The 17,374-nt window shown below is 72.3% G+C and carries 15 protein-coding genes and 1 pseudogene; 11 read left to right on the plus strand and 5 right to left on the minus strand.

What is annotated here, in order from left to right; translation table 11 throughout:
- On the minus strand, positions 1–273 hold a 273-nt coding region (locus tag BGO22_RS06240; protein ID WP_286849667.1), incomplete at its 3' end, for a PHP domain-containing protein.
- A gap of 42 nt (positions 274–315) precedes the next feature.
- A complete protein-coding gene (locus BGO22_RS06245; protein ID WP_070399015.1) occupies positions 316–3,189 on the minus strand; it encodes a phosphoenolpyruvate carboxylase in 2,874 nt (957 codons plus the stop codon).
- A 148-nt stretch (positions 3,190–3,337) separates the two neighbouring features.
- Here BGO22_RS06245 and hemC point away from each other — a divergent pair, with 148 nt between their 5' ends.
- From hemC to BGO22_RS06265, 4 genes are read left to right on the plus strand one after another with little or no spacing between them, the layout of a single operon-like run.
- A complete protein-coding gene (gene hemC / locus BGO22_RS06250; RefSeq protein ID WP_070399014.1) occupies positions 3,338–4,282 on the plus strand; it encodes a hydroxymethylbilane synthase in 945 nt (314 codons plus the stop codon).
- 4 nt (positions 4,283–4,286) lie between these two features.
- Entirely contained in the window at positions 4,287–5,114 is an 828-nt protein-coding gene (locus tag BGO22_RS06255) for a uroporphyrinogen-III synthase (protein ID WP_254668146.1), read from the plus strand.
- Complete coding sequence (locus BGO22_RS06260; protein WP_070399013.1) at positions 5,111–6,268, plus strand: uroporphyrinogen-III C-methyltransferase; 1,158 nt, start codon at positions 5,111–5,113, stop codon at positions 6,266–6,268. Before BGO22_RS06255 ends, BGO22_RS06260 begins: the two co-directional genes overlap by 4 nt.
- Positions 6,269–6,291: 23 nt before the next feature.
- Complete coding sequence (locus BGO22_RS06265) at positions 6,292–7,596, plus strand: heme biosynthesis protein HemY (RefSeq protein WP_070399221.1); 1,305 nt, start codon at positions 6,292–6,294, stop codon at positions 7,594–7,596.
- A 114-nt stretch (positions 7,597–7,710) separates the two neighbouring features.
- Here BGO22_RS06265 and BGO22_RS06270 read toward each other — a convergent pair whose 3' ends face one another.
- Positions 7,711–10,641 (minus strand): Rne/Rng family ribonuclease, encoded by a 2,931-nt coding sequence (locus BGO22_RS06270; protein ID WP_070399012.1) that lies wholly within the window; start codon positions 10,639–10,641, stop codon positions 7,711–7,713.
- 558 nt (positions 10,642–11,199) lie between these two features.
- On the opposite strand from BGO22_RS06270, the gene BGO22_RS06275 reads away from it, so the two are divergent.
- The 7 genes from BGO22_RS06275 (at position 11,200) to BGO22_RS06305 (ending at position 15,913) form a co-directional block, all read left to right on the plus strand.
- Entirely contained in the window at positions 11,200–12,174 is a 975-nt protein-coding gene (locus tag BGO22_RS06275) for an RluA family pseudouridine synthase (protein ID WP_070399011.1), read from the plus strand.
- A 72-nt stretch (positions 12,175–12,246) separates the two neighbouring features.
- Entirely contained in the window at positions 12,247–12,555 is a 309-nt protein-coding gene (locus tag BGO22_RS06280) for an H-NS histone family protein (protein WP_070399010.1), read from the plus strand.
- A 115-nt stretch (positions 12,556–12,670) separates the two neighbouring features.
- Complete coding sequence (locus tag BGO22_RS06285; protein ID WP_070399009.1) at positions 12,671–13,438, plus strand: metallophosphoesterase; 768 nt, start codon at positions 12,671–12,673, stop codon at positions 13,436–13,438.
- A gap of 65 nt (positions 13,439–13,503) precedes the next feature.
- The gene (locus BGO22_RS06290) at positions 13,504–14,202 is read left to right on the plus strand and encodes an RNA polymerase sigma factor (protein ID WP_070399008.1); all 699 of its coding nucleotides are present in this window, start codon (positions 13,504–13,506) and stop codon (positions 14,200–14,202) included.
- Positions 14,203–14,304: 102 nt separating this feature from the next.
- The gene (locus tag BGO22_RS06295) at positions 14,305–14,874 is read left to right on the plus strand and encodes a ferritin-like domain-containing protein (protein WP_070399007.1); all 570 of its coding nucleotides are present in this window, start codon (positions 14,305–14,307) and stop codon (positions 14,872–14,874) included.
- Positions 14,875–14,921: 47 nt separating this feature from the next.
- Entirely contained in the window at positions 14,922–15,347 is a 426-nt protein-coding gene (locus tag BGO22_RS06300) for a c-type cytochrome (RefSeq protein WP_070399006.1), read from the plus strand.
- 71 nt (positions 15,348–15,418) lie between these two features.
- Complete coding sequence (locus tag BGO22_RS06305) at positions 15,419–15,913, plus strand: low molecular weight protein-tyrosine-phosphatase (RefSeq protein WP_217494348.1); 495 nt, start codon at positions 15,419–15,421, stop codon at positions 15,911–15,913.
- On the opposite strand, the gene BGO22_RS06310 is transcribed toward BGO22_RS06305, so the two are convergent.
- Both BGO22_RS06310 and BGO22_RS06315 read right to left on the minus strand, forming a co-directional pair.
- Positions 15,901–16,878, minus strand: a complete 978-nt coding sequence (locus BGO22_RS06310) for an NAD-dependent epimerase (protein WP_070399004.1) — start codon at positions 16,876–16,878, stop codon at positions 15,901–15,903. The two genes, BGO22_RS06305 and BGO22_RS06310, sit on opposite strands and share 13 nt — an antisense overlap.
- A 74-nt stretch (positions 16,879–16,952) precedes the next feature.
- Positions 16,953–17,374 (minus strand): annotated as a pseudogene (locus BGO22_RS06315) (AMP-binding protein); the annotation flags it as partial.

A 17,374-nucleotide genomic window follows, 5' to 3' on the forward strand; every position in this document is an offset into this window, starting at 1 on the left:
GTCGCCCGGGTCCATGCCCAGACCGACGATGTGCACGGTGATGCCGGCGAAGGTGACGGAGATTTCCACGCCGGTGAGGTAGGGCAGGTCCTGGGCGCGCGCGGCGGCCAGGGCGCGCTGCTGGCCGCCGAGTTCGTCGTGGTCGGTGAGGGCCCAGAGCTCGACCCCATTGGCCTTGGCGCGTGCGGCCAGGACCTCGGGCGCCAGCGTGCCATCCGAGACGGTGGAATGGCAGTGCAGGTCGGCGTTGAGCAGGGGGTTCACGCTTGACATTGTAAAAGTGGGGGTATTGGCCGCGCTGTCACCGGGGTCGGCTCAGCCGGTGTTGCGCAGACCCGCCGCGATGCCGTTGATGGCGATGTGGATGCCGCGCTTGGCCCGGCCCTCGTCGTCGGCATTCAGCCTGCCGGCCCGGTGCCGGCGGATCAGCTCGACTTGCAGGTGGTGCAGCGGGTCGATGTAGGGGAAGCGGTGCTCGATGGATCGGCGCAGCGCGACGTTGCCCGCGAGGCGCTCACGCTCGCCGGTGATCAGCGCCAGTGCCTGCGCCGTGCGCTGCCACTCGGCCTCGATGGCCTGGAACACGCGCCGCCGCAGCGCCTTGTCTTCCACCAGCTCGGCGTACAGCGAGGCCAGCGCCAGGTCGCTCTTGGCCAGCACCATGTCCATGTTGGACAACAGGGTGTTGAAGAACGGCCAGTCGCGGTGCATGCGCTTGAGCAGCGCGGCGTTCTTCGGGTCTGCGGCGACGAAGGCCTGCACCGCCGAGCCGAAGCCGTACCAGCCCGGCAGCGTGAGCCGGCACTGGCCCCAGCTGAAGCCCCAGGGAATGGCGCGCAGGTCCTCGATGCGGCCCGTGGCCTTGCGGCTGGCGGGGCGCGAGCCGATGTTGAGCTCGGCGATCTCGCGGATCGGCGTGGCGCTGAAGAAGTAGTCGGCGAAGCGCGGCGTCTCGTAGACCAGCGCGCGGTAGGCCGCCATGCTGGCTTGCGACAGCGCCTCGGCCGCCTTCAGGAACGCGGGCGAGGCGTCCCGCGTGGGCTGCAGCAGCGTGGCCTCCAGCGTGGCGGCCACCAGGGTTTCCAGGTTGCGCCGGCCGATCTCGGGGTTGGCGTACTTGGCGCCGATCACCTCGCCCTGCTCGGTCAGGCGGATCTGGCCGCGCACGGTGCCCGGCGGCTGCGCCAGGATGGCCTGGTAGCTCGGCCCGCCGCCGCGTCCCACGGTGCCGCCGCGGCCATGGAACATCCTCAGGTTGATGGGCCGAACGGGGCCCCCACGCTTCCCCGTTGCGCGTGGTCCGCTGCCCCCCGGGGGGGCTGATTCGCCTTGGGGCGGCCCGGCGGCGAATGCTTCCTTCCCTGCGTTGAGCTCGTCGAACAACGCCACCAGGGCCGTCTCGGCCTGGTAGAGCGACCAGTTGCTGGTGAAGATGCCGCCGTCCTTGTTGCTGTCCGAGTAGCCCAGCATCACGTCCTGCTCGCCGTAGCCGTCGGCCGCGCCGCGCTGCACCATGGCCCGCACGCCGGGCAGGGCGTAGTAGTCGCGCAGGATGGGCGCGGCGTTGCGCAGGTCTTCGATCGTTTCGAACAGCGGCACCACGATCAGGTCCGCCTGCGCGCCGTCGTTCAGCGTGCCGTGCAGCAGCCCGGCCTCTTTCTGCAGCACCAGCACTTCGAGCAGGTCGCTCACGGTTTCGGTGTGGCTGATGATGGCGTGGCGGATGGCCTGCGGGCCGAAGCGCTCGCGGCCGCGCCGCGCCGCCTCGAAGATGGCGAGTTCGCTGCGCGTGTGCTCGCTGTAGGCGGTGCCGGGCACGCGCAGCGGGCGCACGTCGTCGAGCGCGCGCAGCAGCACGGCGCGCTTGGCGGCCTCGTCGAGCGCGGCGTAGCCGGGCGCCAGGCGCGCGGCGGCCAGCAGCTCGGCCACGGCGAGCTCGTGCTGGTCGGAGCTTTGCCGCAGGTCGATGGTGGCGAGGTGAAAGCCGAACACCTCCACCGCGCGGATCAGGCCGCTCAGTCGCATGTCCACCAGGGCTTCGCCGTGGTGGGCGCGCAGCGAAGCCTCGATGGTGCGCAGATCGGCCAGGAAGTCGGCCGCGCTGGCGTATGGGTCCTGCGGCGCCACGGCGTGGCGCGCGGCCTCGGCGCCGGTGAGCGCGGTGAGCGTGGCCGCCAGCCGCGCGTAGATGCCGGTGAGCGCGCGGCGGTAGGGCTCGTCCTGGCGGTGCGCGTTGGTGTCGGGCGAGCGCGCGGCCAGGGCCTGCATGGCCTCGCTGGCGCCCACCAGCATGCCGGACATGGACAGCTCGCCGCCCAGCAGGTGCACCTGGGTGAGGTGGTGGCGCAAGGCCACCTCGGCCTGGCGCTGCAGGGCCAGCTCCAGCGTGCCGGCGGTGACGTTGGGGTTGCCGTCGCGGTCGCCGCCGATCCACTGGCCCATGCGCAGGAAGGGCGCCACGGGGCGGCCCAGGCCGGCCTCCAGCTCGGCGTACAGGCGCGGGATCTCGGGCAGGAAGGTGCTCTCGTAGTAGCTCAACGCGTTCTCGATCTCGTCGGCCACGCTGAGCTTGGTGAAGCGCAGCAGCCGCGTCTGCCAGAGCTGGGTGACGCGCGCGCGCAGTTGCGCGTCGATGGCCGCCTGCTCGCGCGGCGTGGCCTCGTCGCGCGCCGCCAGCAGCCGCGCGATGGCGCGCTCGGCGTCCAGGATGCTCTTGCGCTGCACCTCGGTGGGGTGGGCGGTGAGCACCGGCGAGAGGTGGGCGCTGGCCAGCGTGCGCGCCACCTGGGCGGGCGCGACACCGGCCTCGCGCAGGCGCCCCAGCGCGAACGCCAGGCTGCCGGTCTGCGAGCGTTCGCCCGCGCGTTCGTGCACGGCGCGGCGGCGGATGTGGTGGCGGTCCTCGGCAAGGTTGGCGAGGTGGCTGAAGTAGGTGAAGGCGCGGATCACGCTCACCGTCTGGTCGGCGCTGAGCGACTTGAGCAGCTTCTTCAGCGACTTGTCGGCCGAGCGGTCGTCGTCGCGGCGGAAAGCCACCGAGAGCTGGCGGATGCGCTCGATGAGTTCGAAGGCGTCCTTGCCTTCCTGCTCGCGGATCACGTCGCCCAGGATGCGGCCGAGCAGGCGGATGTCGAGGATGAGGGGTTGGTCCTTGTCGCGTCGGGCGGCGCCCGCGGTGGATCGGCTCATGGCGGGAGGGGCCTTGACGGAAGGCTTACCAAGTGTGGGGGAGGGGGCATGCTAGCATCGCCCGCGCCCTGTTCCGGTTCCGAAACGGGTACCGAATTCCCCGTGTTCCGCGCTCCGTCAGCCGGGTGTCCGTCCTTCGAGTTTGCCCATGTCTTCGCCCCCGGCCATCACCATCGCCACGCGCGAAAGCCGCCTCGCCCTGTGGCAGGCCCGGCACGTGCAGTCCCTGCTCGAAGCGCGCGGTCACGCGGTCACGCTGCTGGGCATGACCACCCTGGGCGACCAGATCCTCGACCGCACGCTGTCCAAGGTGGGTGGCAAGGGCCTGTTCGTGAAAGAGCTAGAGCACGCGCTCGCCGACGGCCGCGCCGACATCGCCGTGCACTCGCTCAAGGACGTGCCCATGGAGCTGCCCGAGGGCTTCGCCCTGGCCTGCGTGATGGAGCGCGAGGACCCGCGCGACGCCTGGGTGTCGCCGCACGCGGCGGGCCTGGCCGATCTGCCCCAGGGCGCGGTGGTGGGCACCTCCAGCCTGCGCCGTGTCGTGCTGCTGCGCGAGGCGCTGGCCACCCTGGGCCGCGCCGACGTGCGCATCGAGCCCCTGCGCGGCAACCTCGACACGCGCCTGCGCAAGCTCGATGAGGGCCAGTACCAGGGCATCGTGCTCGCCGCCGCCGGGCTCAAGCGCCTGGGCCTCGGCGATCGCATCCGCGCTGTTTTCGAGCCCACGCAATCGCTGCCGGCGGCGGGGCAGGGTGCGCTCGGCATCGAGGTGCGCGCCGACCGCGCCGACCTGATCGAGGCGCTGCGCCCGCTGGCGCACCAGGCCACCTGGCTGCGCGTGGCGGCCGAGCGCGCCGTCTCGCGCGCCATGGGTGGCAGCTGTTCCATGCCGCTGGCCGCGCACGCCGAATGGGTGGGCGAGCGCCTGTGGCTGCGCACCGCCTGGGGCGAGCCCGAGGGCGCCACCACCCTGGTGCGCGCCGAGGACACCGCCTCGGTGGCCAGCCTGGAAGAAGCCGAGGCCCTGGGCGCGCGCGTCGCCGCCGCCTTGCGCGCCGCCGGCGCGCACGCCCCGCACGGGGAGGCCTGAGGCCTTGGCCGCCGCTGCCGCGCACGCCATCGAACGGGTGATCGTCACGCGTCCCGAACCCGAGGCCGGGCGCTGGGTGGCGTCGCTGCGCGAGCGCGGCTGGCCCGCCGAGGCCTGGCCGCTGTTGCGCATCGCCGAGCCGTCCGAAGGCCCCGCGCTGGAGCGCTTGCGCACCTGGCGCGCGGCCTGGCCGAAGCAGGACGCGCTGATGTTCGTCAGCAGCGCCGCCGCGCAGCGCTTCTTCGCCGAGCCCGTGGCGCCGCCGAACGCGCACACGCGCTTCTGGGCGCCCGGCCCCGGCACCGCGCGCGCGCTGGCCCAGGCGCTGTGGCCGCTGGGCGTGGGCGAGGACCGCATCGACACGCCCCCGCCGGCGGCCGAGCAGTTTGACTCCGAGCACCTGTGGCCCGTGGTGCGCGCCCAGCTGGCGCCGGGCCGGCGCGTGCTGGTGGTGCGCGGCACCAGCGGCGCCGCCGAGGGCGACCCGTCGGGCCAGGGCCGCGACTGGCTCATCGAACAGTGCCGCGCGGCCGGTGCCGAGGTCGAGGCCTGCGTGGCCTACCGGCGCGAGCGCCTGCCGCCTGGCGAGGCCGATCGCGAGCGCCTGCGCGCCGCCAGCGGCGCCGCCACCGTGTGGCTGTTCAGCAGCAGCGAGGCGGTGCAGGCCCTGCAGGGCCACTGGCCCGCCGGCGCGCGCGCGGTCGCCCTGGCCACACACCCGCGCATCGCCGAGGCGGCGCGGGCCCTGGGTTTCACCCGGGTGATCCGGTGCCGTCCTACATTGGCCGACGTGGGGCGCGGCCTAGAATCCTGGGCATCTGCCTCGCCATGAACGCACCCGACAACGATCCCGCGCCCGTGGCGGCCCCCGCGCCCAGCGCCCCTTCCCCCACCAGTCCTGCGCCCGAGGCGCCGCGGCGTGCGGGCGTGGGCCTGACCCTGCTGGCCCTGCTGGTGGCCGCCGCCGCGCTGGTCATGGCCGGCATGATGTGGCAGCGCCTGAACCTCACGCAGGCCGAGCTCGCGCGGCGCGCGCACGACGCCGAGCTGCAGGTGGTGGAGGCCCGCACGGTCGCTTCGCAGGCCGAGGCGCAGGTGCAGGAACTGCAGGCGCGCCTGGGCGTGGCCGAGGTGCGCCTGTCCGAGGTCAGCCTGCAGCGCAGCCAGCTCGAGGAGCTGATGCTTTCGCTGTCGCGCTCGCGCGACGACAACCTCATCCAGGACCTCGAGGCCTCGCTGCGCCTGGCGCTGCAGCAGGCCCAGCTCACCGGCAGCGCACAGCCCCTGGTGTCGGCCCTGCAGGCGGCCGACCAGCGCATCCAGCGCGCCGCGCAGCCGCGCCTGAACCCGGTGCAGCGCGCCATCGCGCGCGACGTCGACCGCATCCGCGCCGCCGCACTCGCCGACATCCCCAACCTGGCCTTGCAGATCGACGAACTGGTGCGCCAGGTCGATGGCTGGCCGACGCTCAACGCCGTGGGCGTGGAGCGCGCCGCGCCGCGCAAGCCGCGCCGGCCCGCGCCGCAGGCGGGCGCGCCCGCCGCGGCACCCGACACGCCCGCCGCCGAGGGGGACCCGGCCGCCGACGCCTCGCCCTGGCAGCGCTTCGCCGAGCGCTGGAACCGCTGGTGGCGTGAGGCCTTCGGGCAGGTCGTCCAGGGCTCGCGCGATCTCGTGCACGTGAGCCGCATCGACCACCCCGACGCCGCGCTGCTCGCGCCCGAGCAGGCCTTCTTCCTGCGCGAGAACATCAAGCTCAAGCTGCTCAACGCGCGCCTGGCCCTGCTGGCGCGCCAGATGAGCGCCGCGCGCGCCGACGTGGTGGCCGTCGAAGGCCTGCTGCAGCACTACTTCGACACCAGCGCGCCGGCCGTGGCCAGCGCGCTCGGCGGCCTGGGCCGCCTGCGCCGCGACCTGGTGGCACAGGACCTGCCGCGCCCCGACGACACGCTCGCGGCGCTGGCCGCGGCCGCCGGAGGCCGCTGATGCGGGCGCGGCAGCGGGGCGCCATGCGCAGTGTGTTCTGGCTGCTCGGCCTGGCGGCCCTGGCCGTGGCCCTGGCCATGCTGATGGGCGACAACCGCGGCACCGTCACGCTGTTCTGGCCGCCCTGGCGCTTCGACGTGTCCTTCAACCTCGTGCTGTTCGTGCTGGTGGGGGGCTTTGTGCTGCTGTACGCCGCGCTGCGCGCGCTGGCCCTGCTGCGCGAGTTGCCGCTGCAGGCGCGGCGCTGGCGCAGCCAGCAGATGGAACGTGCGGTGGTGGGCTGGGTGCTGGACGCGCTGTCCAACCAGCTGGCGGGGCGCTTCGTGCGCGCGCAGTCGGCGGCGCAGAACGCGCTCGACCACCTCAACGGCAGCACCAGCGCCGACTGGCCGCGCCGAGAGCAACTGCGCGCCCTGGCCCACCTGCTGGCGGCCGAGAGCGCGCACTCCCTGCAGAACCGCGCGCAGCGCGACGAGCACCTGCAATCCGCGCTGAATCCCGCCATGGCGCGCCACTCGCCCGAGGTGCTGGAGGGCGCCTTGCTGCGCGCCACGCGCTGGGCGGTGGAAGACCGCGACGCCAGCGCCGCGCGCGCGCGCCTGGCCGAGCTGCCGCAGGGCGCGCAGCGCCGCGTGCAGGCCCTGCGCCTGAAACTGCGCGTGGCGCGCCTGGGCGACGCCACCGGCGAGGCGCTGGAAACCGCCCGCCTGCTCGCCAAGCACCGCGCCTTCTCGCCCGAGGCCGCGCGCAGCCTGCTGCTGGGCCTGGCCCTGGACGCGCTGCGCGGCGCGCACGACCTGACCCAGCTGCAGCGGGTATGGGACGGCCTGGACGCCGCCGAACGCGCCATGCCCGAGCTGGCGCTGGCGGCGGCCGACCGCGCGCACGCGCTGTCGCGGCTGGACGAGGACGAGGGCGCCGACGAAAGCCGCGAGGACATGCGCCGCGAGGACGTCGCCATGCGCGTGCGGGGCTGGCTGGCGCCCCTGTGGGACGATTTCGGCGCACTCGACGAGCGCCACCAGGCCCGCCTCGCGCTCGCGCTGGAGCCGGACCTGGCGCAACTCGACGCCGCCGGCCTGGCGCGCCTGGAGCTGCTGCAACGCCAGTGGCCGCAGAACCCCCACCTGCAGTACCTGGCGGGCCAGGCCTGCCTGCACCGCCAGCTGTGGGGCAAGGCCGCGCAACTGCTGGGGCTGGCGCGCAGCGGGCTGCGCGACGCCACGCTGCGCCGGCGCACCTGGCGTTCGCTGGCGCGGCTGGCCGAGGAGCGGGGCGACACCGAGGCCGCGCAAGAGGCCTGGCGGCAGGCCGCGCAGATCGACTGACGCCGTCGCCGTAGGGCGGACCCAGGGCGAAGCCGCCAACAAAAAGGCCAGCGCGTACGCTGGCCTTTTGTTTCCGGGACCACCCCGCGGCGCCAGTGGCGCCGCGCCGGCCGGTCAGCGCTGCTCGAAGGGCAGCGTCATGTCGCGCAGGTCCTTGCGGGTCTCGACCAGCACCAGCGGGCCTTCGTCCACAACCACCGGCGGCTTGGGCTCGCGCGGCGCGTGGATGGGGGCGGGCTCGGCGGCGATGGCGGCCTGCACCTGGGCGACCTTCTCGGCGTCGGAGTTGACCCATTCCAGGCCGCTGGAGGCGGCCACGGCGCGCAGTTCGTCGACGCCGAGCTGGTAGGCCTGCACCTTGGGCATGCCACGCGGCGCGTCGGCCGGGGCCGGCGCGGGTGCGACGGCGAGCGGGGCGGCGGCCACCGGCGCGGCGGCGCGCGGGGCGCTCTCCGCCACCGGTGCGGGGGTGGGAGCGGGCGCGTTCACCGGGGCGGCCACGGGCGCGGCGGGCAGGGTGAAGTAGCTGCGCACCGGCGGCGTGTCCTCGGTGGCCTCGCCTTCCATGGCCATGGGCACGGTGTCGCCGGCTTCGGCGGGCGCCTCGGCGGCGGTTTCCTCGCGCGGGCCGCGTTCGCGGCGGTCGCGGCCGTAGCGGTCGCGGGTGCGGCGCTCGCGCGGCGCGCGCTGGGCGTTGTCGTCGCCTTGCTCCGGGCTGGCGGCGACGGCGTCGGCGGAAGCGGCGGCTTCCTCGTCACCGCGCGGCGCATCCAGGCCCTCGGGGCGGCGGCGCTGTTCGCCTTCGCGGCCCTCGCGACCGTCACCACGTCCGCGGCCACGGCGCGGCTCGCGGCGGTTCGGCGCGTCGGCGTTGTCGGCCGTGTCGGTGGACGGCACGGCGTTGGCGTTCAGCTCGGCGGTCTCGGCGGCGGGTGCGTCGCGGCGCTCGCCCCGGCGTTCGCGGCGCTCGTTCTGGCCGCGGGCGCCTTCGCCGCGCCCTTCGCGGTTGTCGGCGCGGCCTTCGCCGCGGTTGTCCTGGCGGCCCTCACCGCGGCGGCTCTCGCCGTTGCGGCCACCGGCCGGGCGCTGGCCCTCGGCCGCCTGCGCCTCGCGCGGCTGGCCGTCGCGCTGGCCACGGCCTTCGCGGTTGTCGCGGCCTTCGGCGCGGCCCTCACGGCCTTCGCCGCCACGGCCACCGCGGTTGCCACGGCCCCGACCGCCGTCACGGCCGGCATCGCGGCGGCCATCGCCCCGGCCAGCGTCCTTGGCGGCGGGGGTGGTGGCCGGCGCCGGCGCGGGGGTGGCGGCGGGCGCGCCACCAAAGAGGCCCTTGAGCCAGCCGAAGAAGCCTTTTTCGGCCGGCGCGGCGGCCGGTACGGGCGCGGCCACGGCCACCGGGGCCGCGGGGGCGGGTGCCGGCTTGGGCACGGCCACGGGCGCCGGCGCATCGGGCAGCACGCCCTTGATGACCGGTTCCTGCTTGTTGGTGCGTTCCTGGCTGCGGCGCGTGAAGCTGGCCACGTCGTCCACCTCCTCGGCCAGCTTGTAGCTGGAGTCGAGGTTGTCCAGGCGCGGGTCGTCGTGCTTGAGGCGCTCGAGCTTGTAGTTGGGCGTGTCGAGCGACTTGTTGGGCACCAGCAGCACGTTGATGCGCTGCTTGAGTTCGATCTTGGTGATCTCGGTGCGCTTTTCGTTGAGCAGGAAGCTCGCCACCTCGACCGGCACCTGCACGAGCACGGCGGCCGTGCTGTCCTTGAGCGACTCTTCCTGGATCACGCGCAGGATCTGCAGCGCCGAGGATTCGGTGTCGCGGATGTGGCCGGAGCCGCCGCAGCGCGGGCAGGGGATGGAGGCGCCCTCGCTGAGCATGGGCTTCAAGCGCTGGCGGCTCATTTCGAGCAGGCCGAACTTGCTGATGGAGCCGAACTGCACGCGCGCGCGGTCCTGGCGCAGCGCGTCGCGCAGGCGGTTTTCCACCTCGCGCCGGTTCTTGCTCTCCTCCATGTCGATGAAATCGATCACGATCAGGCCGCCGAGGTCGCGCAGGCGGGCCTGGCGCGCCACCTCGTCGGCGGCCTCCAGGTTGGTGCGTGTGGCGGTTTCTTCGATGTCGCCGCCCTTGATGGCGCGCGCCGAGTTCACGTCCACGGCCACCAGGGCCTCGGTCTGGTCGATCACGATGGCGCCGCCGCTGGGCAGCTGCACGATGCGGCTGTAGGCGGTCTCGATCTGGTGCTCGATCTGGAAGCGGCTGAACAGCGGCGCGTCGTCGCGGTAGCGCTTCACGCGGTGCCCGTGCTCGGGCATCACGTGGCTCATGAACTGGTGCGCCTGCTCGTAGATGTCATCGGTGTCGATGAGGATCTCGCCGATGTCGCTGTTGAAGTAGTCGCGGATGGCGCGGATCACCAGGCTCGATTCCTGGTAGATCAGGAAGGCGCCCTTGCCGGCCCCGGCGGCGCCGTCGATGGCGGTCCAGAGCTTGAGCAGGTAGTTCAGGTCCCACTGCAGCTCGGCGGCGTCGCGGCCGATGCCGGCCGTGCGCGCGATGATGCTCATGCCGTTGGGGTACTCGAGCTGGTCGAGCGCGGCCTTGAGTTCGGCGCGCTCTTCACCTTCGATGCGGCGCGAGACCCCACCGCCGCGCGGGTTGTTGGGCATCAGCACCACGTAGCGGCCGGCCAGGCTGATGAAGGTGGTGAGGGCCGCGCCCTTGTTGCCACGCTCCTCTTTCTCGACCTGGACGATGAGCTCCTGGCCTTCCTTGATCACGTCCTGGATGCGCGCCTGCGAGGGCGAGACGTTGCCCTGGAAGAACTGGCGGGCGATTTCCTTGAACGGCAGGAAGCCGTGGCGGTCTTCGCCGTAGTCGACGAAGCAGGCCTCCAGCGAGGGCTCGACGCGGGTGACGACGGCCTTGTAGATGTTGCCCTTGCGCTGTTCGCGCCCCTCGATCTCGATTTCGTAGTCGAGCAGTTTCTGCCCGTCCACGATCGCCAGCCGGCGCTCTTCGGCCTGCGTGGCGTTGATCAGCATGCGTTTCATGGTGCGTTTCCCTTCGTTGGCACACGGCGGCGCTCGGGCTGATCTGCCCGGGCCGCCCGCAAGGCCGGGAAGCCGCACACGCAACGAACGTAGGAGGAATTGCCGGAGAGCCGTGACCGGGCACGGTGCGCGCGCGCTCGGGCGCTGCGACAGGGTGCCGGGTCGGGCATGGGCGCGTGGAGCCGAGGGCAGGGCCGCTAGGGGCCGACGGCTGTCGGTGACAGCGTCGGGCCTCGGTGGCTGCTGGGTCGTCTCCTCGTCCAGGCCGTTGCTGTCGGGGCCTGGGCGATTGGGGTATTCCGTTGTCGGTTCGCTGTGGGTCTGCGGATTCCACCGCGGCGTCCTCCGGCACGGGGGCCGACCGGGATGCGCGAAGCGGCATCGGGGTCTGGCGCGAGGGCCGGGTGCCGCGGCTGGCCACCTTCGCCCGCCGGGCTCCCGGCATCCGGGTCGGCCACTGTGGTGTTCGCTGCCTTAAACTCAAGGCAAATCAAACACTTACAGCACACAACGGGCGTCGCGCATTATAGACACGTCCCCCGCGTCCGTGGTGGATACATGAAAGCCCCGATAGACACCCCGCCCGCCGTCCGCCATCTCACCGTCGACGAGGAATCCGACGGCCAGCGGCTGGACAACTTCCTCATGCGCCACCTCAAGGGCGTGCCCAAGACCCACATCTACCGGGTCATCCGTTCCGGCGAGGTGCGCCGCAACAAGGCGCGCACCAGCGCCGACGAGCGCGTGGCGGCCGGCGACGTGCTGCGCATCCCGCCCATTCGGCTGTCCGCGCGCATCGAGGAAAAGGCCGAACGGCCGGCCCCGGCGCGCGAATTCCCGGTGGTGCACGAAGACGAGGGATTGCTCGCGATCGACAAGCCGGCGGGGGTGGCCGTGCACGGCGGCAGCGGCGTCAGTTTCGGCGTCATCGAGCAATTGCGACAATCGCGGCCGACCGCCCGTCTGCTCGAATTGGTGCACCGGCTGGACCGCGAAACCAGCGGTCTGTTGCTCATTGCGAAAAAGAAGAGCGTGCTGAAGGCCTTGCAAGACCAGTTTCGCGAACGGGAAACCGGCAAGACCTATCTGGCACTGGTGCTGGGCGATTGGCCGGCGGCGCGCAAGGTGATCGACGTGCCGCTGCACAAGTACCTGCTGGCCGACGGCGAGCGGCGCGTGCGCGTGACCTCGGCCGACGATCCCGATGGCATGCGGGCGATCACTCTCGTTAAAGTGGCGCGCCGCTGGGCTTCCTCGCCCGGCGGGGGCGGGCCGCTGAGCCTGCTGGAGGTGACCATCAAGACCGGGCGCACGCACCAGATCCGCGTGCACCTGGCGAGCGCCGGCCACCCGATCGCCGGCGACGACAAATACGGCGATTTCGAACGCAACCGGGAATTGGCGCGGCATGGCCTCAAACGCATGTTCCTGCACGCCTGGCGCCTGCGCCTGACCCATCCGCAAAGTCAATCTCCTTTGCAATTGCAAACGGAATTGCCGAACGAACTGCAAGGCTTCGTCGATTCGCTGTGAAAACCGAATAGAATTCGCGGCGCATCGCATCGATGCCCCGATTCATTTCACAGAGCGACAAGGATTACCGGTATGGCAACGTATTCCGAACTGATGGCCCAGGCGCAATCGCTGATGGCGCAGGCCGAGCAGGCCCGCAAGGACGAACTGTCCAATGTGATCGCCGACATCAAGGCCAAGATGAAGCAGTACGGCATCAGCGTGGCCGATCTGGGCGGCGCCAGCGCGGGCGGGCGCAAGGCGGCCAAGTCCAAGTCGGGCGCGGCGCCCAAGTACCGTGGCCCCAACGGCGAACTCTGGGCCGGCGGCCCGGGCCGCAAGCCGCAGTGGGTGCGCGACGCGCTCGCCGCTGGCAAGGATCTGGACGCGTACAAGATCTGACCCCACCGCCCCTGTTCGACAAAAACCCGCCATCCGGCGGGTTTTTTCTTTTCACCAGACTGGCGGCACCCGATCAGCCGCCGCGCGCCGCCAAGGCCGGTGAAAGGGCCATCGCATGAAACTGCACGTGCTGTCGGATCTGCACCTGGGCGTCCAGGGCATGGCGCCGCCGCCCACCGAGGCCGACGCGGTGGTATTGGCGGGCGACATCGCGCGGCCCCGGGAGGCGGTGGCCTGGGCCCTGGGCCTGGGCAAGCCGGTGCTCTACGTGCCGGGCAACCACGAGTTCTACGGCTCCAGCCTGCCCGAGGTAAGGGACGAGCTGCGGCGCCTGTGCGAAGGCACGCCGGTGCACCTGTTGGACGGCGACGCGGTGATCCTGCAGGGCGTGCGCTTCCTGGGCACCACGCTCTGGACCGATTTCCGACTTCAGGGCGAGGGGGAGCGTGAGGCCGAGGCCATGGCCGAGGCACAGCGTTTCATGCGCGACTTCAGCCGCATCCGCCGGGACGCGCCGCCCTCGGACGCCGTGCTGGCGCCGCGGGATACGGCCGATCTGTTCGCTGTCCAGTCGCGCTGGCTGGACGGGGCGCTGTCGGTGCCACACCCGGGGCCGACCGTGGTGATCACGCACCATGCGCCCTCGCCGCGCAGCATCCACCCGCGCTTCGCCGGCTCGGCCCTGAACGCCTGCTTCGTGTCCGACGCCGAGCACCTGGTGGACGGCCGGCGCGCGCAACTGTGGATTCATGGCCACACGCACGACAGCTTCGATTACCCCTTGCATGGCACGCGTGTGCTGTGCAACCCGCGCGGCTATGCCCGTGACGGCGTGAATGAGAACGCCGCCTTCGATGCGGCGCTGGTGGTCGAGGTGGCCTGACGCCACCGCCCGGCGGCGGCGGGAACGGCGCCGCCGGGCCGGCCATCCAATGGGCGGAGGTTCTTATGCACAGCACCCAAGGCGGCACGCCCGTGCCGGCCGATGAGCAGCCGGCGGACGCCGCAGACAACACGCTGGCGGCGCGCGCCGCCCACGGTGACGAGGCCGCCTTCGAGACCATCATGCGACGCCACAACCGACTGCTCTTTCGCACGGCCCGCAGCATCCTGAAGAACGACGAGGAGGCACAGGACGTGCTGCAGGACGCCTACCTGCGCGCCTGGCGCGCGCTGGGCGGCTTTCGCGCCGACGCCAGGCTGTCGACCTGGCTGGCGCGCATCGTGATCAACGAAGCCCTGGGGCGGCTGCGCCGGCGCGAGGTGCCGGTGATTCCGCTCGACGCTGCGATGGCGTCCCTCGAGCCCGACATGCAGCGCTGGCTGAGCGACGACGTGGACCGCCAGCCGGACCGCCTTGCCATGCGCGAGCAGATCCGCCGGCTGATGGAGGCGCGCATCGACGGGCTGCCCGAGGCTTTTCGCAGCGTCTTCGTGCTGCGCGGCGTGGAAGAGCTGAGCGTGGAGGAGGTGGCGCAGGCGCTGGACATTCCCGAGGCCACGGTGCGCACGCGCTTCTTCCGCGCGCGCAGCCTCTTGCGCGAAGGGCTCTCGCGCGATGTGGACATGGCCATCGCCGACGCCTTCTCGTTCGACGGCGAGCGCTGCGACCGCATCGTGGCCCGCGTGCTCCAGCGCCTGAGCTGAGGCCGCCTCCCCGTTCCCGCGCCGCGCGGGAACGGGGCGCAAAAGCGCTCCATCCAATGGGCAAAGGGTCGATCGTGACCCCAACCCCCGATGGAGACCCCCATGTCTTTCCTGCAGATGCCCCACCCCGCCGCGGCCCGCCGCCGCTTCCTCGGCCAGTCCGGCCTCATCCTCTCCGGCACCACCGTCGCGCTGCTCGCCGGCCGCGACGCGCTCGCGGCGCAGGCCGGCGCCGCCGCGCCGCAGGACGTGCAAATCCTCAACACCGCCTTGGGCGCCGAGCTCGAGGCCATCGCGGCCTACCAGCTGGGCGCCGAGAGCCAGCTGCTGCAAAAAACCGCGCTCGACCTGGCGTTGAGCTTCCAGGCGCACCACAAGGAGCACGCCGAGGTACTGGCCAAGACGGTGGAGAAGCTGGGCGGCAAGCCCGTGGCCGCCAAGGCCGCCTACGGCTTTCCCGTGGAGCAGTTGAAGTCGCAGGCCGATGTGCTGCGCTTCGCGGCGCGGCTGGAGCAGGGCGCCGTGAGCGCCTACCTGGGTGCCGTGCCGCTGTTCGGCAACCGCGACCTGTCCAAGGCCGCGGCCAGCATCCTGGGCGACGAGGCCATGCACTGGGCCGTGCTGCGCCAGGCCCTGGGCGAGACGCCGGTGCCCTCGGCCTTCGTGTCATGAGCGCCGCCGGGCCGTTCCCCAGGCACACGGCCCCCGCCGCGCGCCGCATGCAGGGCCGTCCAGTGAACGGTGTGCGGCTGGGACTGGTCGGGGCATTGGCGCTGGCCGCGCTGGGCGTCGCCTGGGCCGAGGGGCCGTCCGCGCAGCGCGGCGCGCAGGTCTACAACCGTTGTCTGGCCTGCCATGCGCTGGCCCAGGACCGCGTGGGTCCACGTCACTGCGGCCTGCTCGGCCGGCGCGCGGGCAGCGTGCCCGGTTTTGCCTATTCGCAGGCCATGAAGGATGCGCGCCTCAGGTGGGACGAGAAGACGCTGGACCGCTTCCTGGCCCGCCCCCTTCAGGTGGTGCCGGGCAGCAGCATGACCTACGACGGCGTGGCCGATCCGCGCGAGCGCGCCGACCTCATCGCCTACCTGCGCCAGGCCAACGGCACGCCCGAGTGCCGCGCGCTGGGCAGCGCCGGACCGCGCTGAGCGCGGTCCGGCGGGGGCGGGCGAACCGGCCAGTGAAGGGGCGCGGCCCGCGCCTCGTTATGCTCGGGCCCATGCAACAGGTACTGGTGGTCTGCATGGGCAATATCTGCCGCTCGCCCATGGCCAGCGCGGTGTTGCAGGCTGAGGTGCAACGCCGCGGCCTGCAAGGGCGCGTCGCGGTGGACTCGGCGGGCGTGTACGGCGGCCACACGGGTGAGCGCGCCGACAGCCGCGCAGTCAAGCTGGCGCGCGCGCGCGGCTACGCGGCCATCGACGCCGAGCGGGCGCGCGCCGTGCGGCCCGAGGATTTCGAGCGCTTCGACGCCATCCTCGCCATGGACGAGGGCAACCTTGCGCAGCTGCGGCGCCGCTGCCCGCCGCCGCAGGCGCACAAGCTGCACCTGTTCCTGGATTACGCGGGTCTGGGGTTCGAAGAGGTTCCCGACCCCTACTACGGCCCCCTGCAAGGTTTCGAGAACGTGATGGTCCTGTGCGAGCGCGCGGCGCCGCGCGTGATCGAGCGCCTGGCGGGGCTGGCGCCCGAGGCACGGCCTCAGACCTTGTAGTAGTCGCGGTACCAGCGCACGAAGCGCTCGATGCCCTCGGCCAGCGGCGTGGCCGGGGCGAAGCCCACCCAGTCGTTCAGGGCCTTGGTGCTCGCGTAGGTGGCGGGCACGTCGCCGGGCTGCATGGGCAGCAGCCGCTTGCTGGCCTCGCGGCCGGTGGCGCGCTCGATGCAGGCGATGAACTCCATCAGCTGCACCGGGTCGTGGTTGCCGATGTTGAACACGCGGTGCGGCGCGCCACCCTCGGTCTCGGGCGTGGCGGGCTTGTCGAGCACGCGCAGCAGGCCCTCGACGATGTCGTCGATCCAGGTGAAGTCGCGCTTCATGTCGCCGTGGTTGAAGACGTCGATGGTGCGGCCTTCGAGCACGGCCTTGGTGAAGGAGAAGTAGGCCATGTCGGGCCGGCCCCAGGGCCCGTACACCGTGAAGAAGCGCAGGCCGGTGGCGGGAAGACGGTAGAGGTGGCTGTAGGTGTGCGCCATCAGCTCGTTGGCCTTCTTGGTGGCGGCGTACAGACTCACGGGGTGGTCGACCGGGTCGCTTTCCTCGAACGGCATCTTGGTGTTGCCGCCGTAGACGCTGGAGCTGGAGGCGTAGACCAGGTGGCCCAGGCCTTGCGCGCGGCAGCCTTCGAGCACGTGGCCGAAGCCGGTGAGGTTGCTCTCCAGGTAGGCGTGCGGATTCGTGATGGAGTAGCGCACGCCGGCCTGCGCGGCGAGGTGCACCACGGCGTCGAAGCGCTGGCGCGCGAACAGCGCCTCCATGCCGGCGCGGTCGGCCAGGTCCAGGCGCTCGAAGCGGAACGGGGCGTGCGGGCGCAGCCGCTCCAGCCGGGCCTGCTTGAGCGCCGGGTCGTAGTAGTCGTTCAGGTTGTCGATGCCGGTGACGGTGTCGCCGCGCGCGAGCAGCCGCAGCGCGGTGTGCATGCCGATGAAGCCGGCGGCGCCGGTGAGCAGGATGTGCATGGCCGGATGTTAGCGGGGCCGCAAGACGCGGCGCTGCCAGCCCGTGGGGCGCGCGGCGCGGCGGGGGTGTTCTTTCAGTCGGCCCAGATCACCGGCTTGCCGGTGACCTCCCACTTCTCGTAGTGGCGGGCGTACACGTCCTCGATGCGGTTGCGCTTGACCTTGAAGGTCGGCGTGATCATGTCGTTGTCCACCGTCCAGGGGGTGGACACCACCACCAGGCATTGCATCTGCTCGTGCGGGTCCAGGGTGGCGTTGATGGCCGCCCGGTGCTCGGCCAGTGAGCGCTCCAGCGCGGCGCGCTCGTCGGCGTTCCTCGTCTTCGCGGCGGCCTCGGGGCTGAGCATGCAGATGCCCAGGGGCTGTCCCAGGTTGGCGCCCGTCACCACGCAGGCCTCCACCGCCTCGTGCATCACCAGCTTGTCCTCGATGGGCGCGGGCGCCACGTACTTGCCCTTGCCCGTCTTGAACAGGTCCTTCACGCGGCCGGTGATGC

The organism is Hydrogenophaga sp. 70-12 (genome assembly GCF_001897365.1).
Taxonomy (GTDB): domain Bacteria; phylum Pseudomonadota; class Gammaproteobacteria; order Burkholderiales; family Burkholderiaceae_C; genus Hydrogenophaga; species Hydrogenophaga borbori.

What these genes read in the sequence shown, in the direction of transcription:
- BGO22_RS06270 (WP_070399012.1), bottom strand. Translation starts at nt 10,641, where the DNA reads ATGAAACGCATGCTGATCAACGCCACGCAGGCCGAAGAGCGCCGGCTG.
- hemC (WP_070399014.1), top strand. Translation starts at nt 3,338, where the DNA reads ATGTCTTCGCCCCCGGCCATCACCATCGCCACGCGCGAAAGCCGCCTC.
- BGO22_RS06280 (WP_070399010.1), top strand. Translation starts at nt 12,247, where the DNA reads ATGGCAACGTATTCCGAACTGATGGCCCAGGCGCAATCGCTGATGGCG.
- BGO22_RS06305 (WP_217494348.1), top strand. Translation starts at nt 15,419, where the DNA reads ATGCAACAGGTACTGGTGGTCTGCATGGGCAATATCTGCCGCTCGCCC.
- BGO22_RS06290 (WP_070399008.1), top strand. Translation starts at nt 13,504, where the DNA reads ATGCACAGCACCCAAGGCGGCACGCCCGTGCCGGCCGATGAGCAGCCG.
- BGO22_RS06245 (WP_070399015.1), bottom strand. Translation starts at nt 3,189, where the DNA reads ATGAGCCGATCCACCGCGGGCGCCGCCCGACGCGACAAGGACCAACCC.
- BGO22_RS06300 (WP_070399006.1), top strand. Translation starts at nt 14,922, where the DNA reads ATGCAGGGCCGTCCAGTGAACGGTGTGCGGCTGGGACTGGTCGGGGCA.
- BGO22_RS06275 (WP_070399011.1), top strand. Translation starts at nt 11,200, where the DNA reads ATGAAAGCCCCGATAGACACCCCGCCCGCCGTCCGCCATCTCACCGTC.
- BGO22_RS06260 (WP_070399013.1), top strand. Translation starts at nt 5,111, where the DNA reads ATGAACGCACCCGACAACGATCCCGCGCCCGTGGCGGCCCCCGCGCCC.
- BGO22_RS06285 (WP_070399009.1), top strand. Translation starts at nt 12,671, where the DNA reads ATGAAACTGCACGTGCTGTCGGATCTGCACCTGGGCGTCCAGGGCATG.
- BGO22_RS06265 (WP_070399221.1), top strand. Translation starts at nt 6,292, where the DNA reads ATGCGCAGTGTGTTCTGGCTGCTCGGCCTGGCGGCCCTGGCCGTGGCC.
- BGO22_RS06310 (WP_070399004.1), bottom strand. Translation starts at nt 16,878, where the DNA reads ATGCACATCCTGCTCACCGGCGCCGCCGGCTTCATCGGCATGCACACC.
- BGO22_RS06295 (WP_070399007.1), top strand. Translation starts at nt 14,305, where the DNA reads ATGTCTTTCCTGCAGATGCCCCACCCCGCCGCGGCCCGCCGCCGCTTC.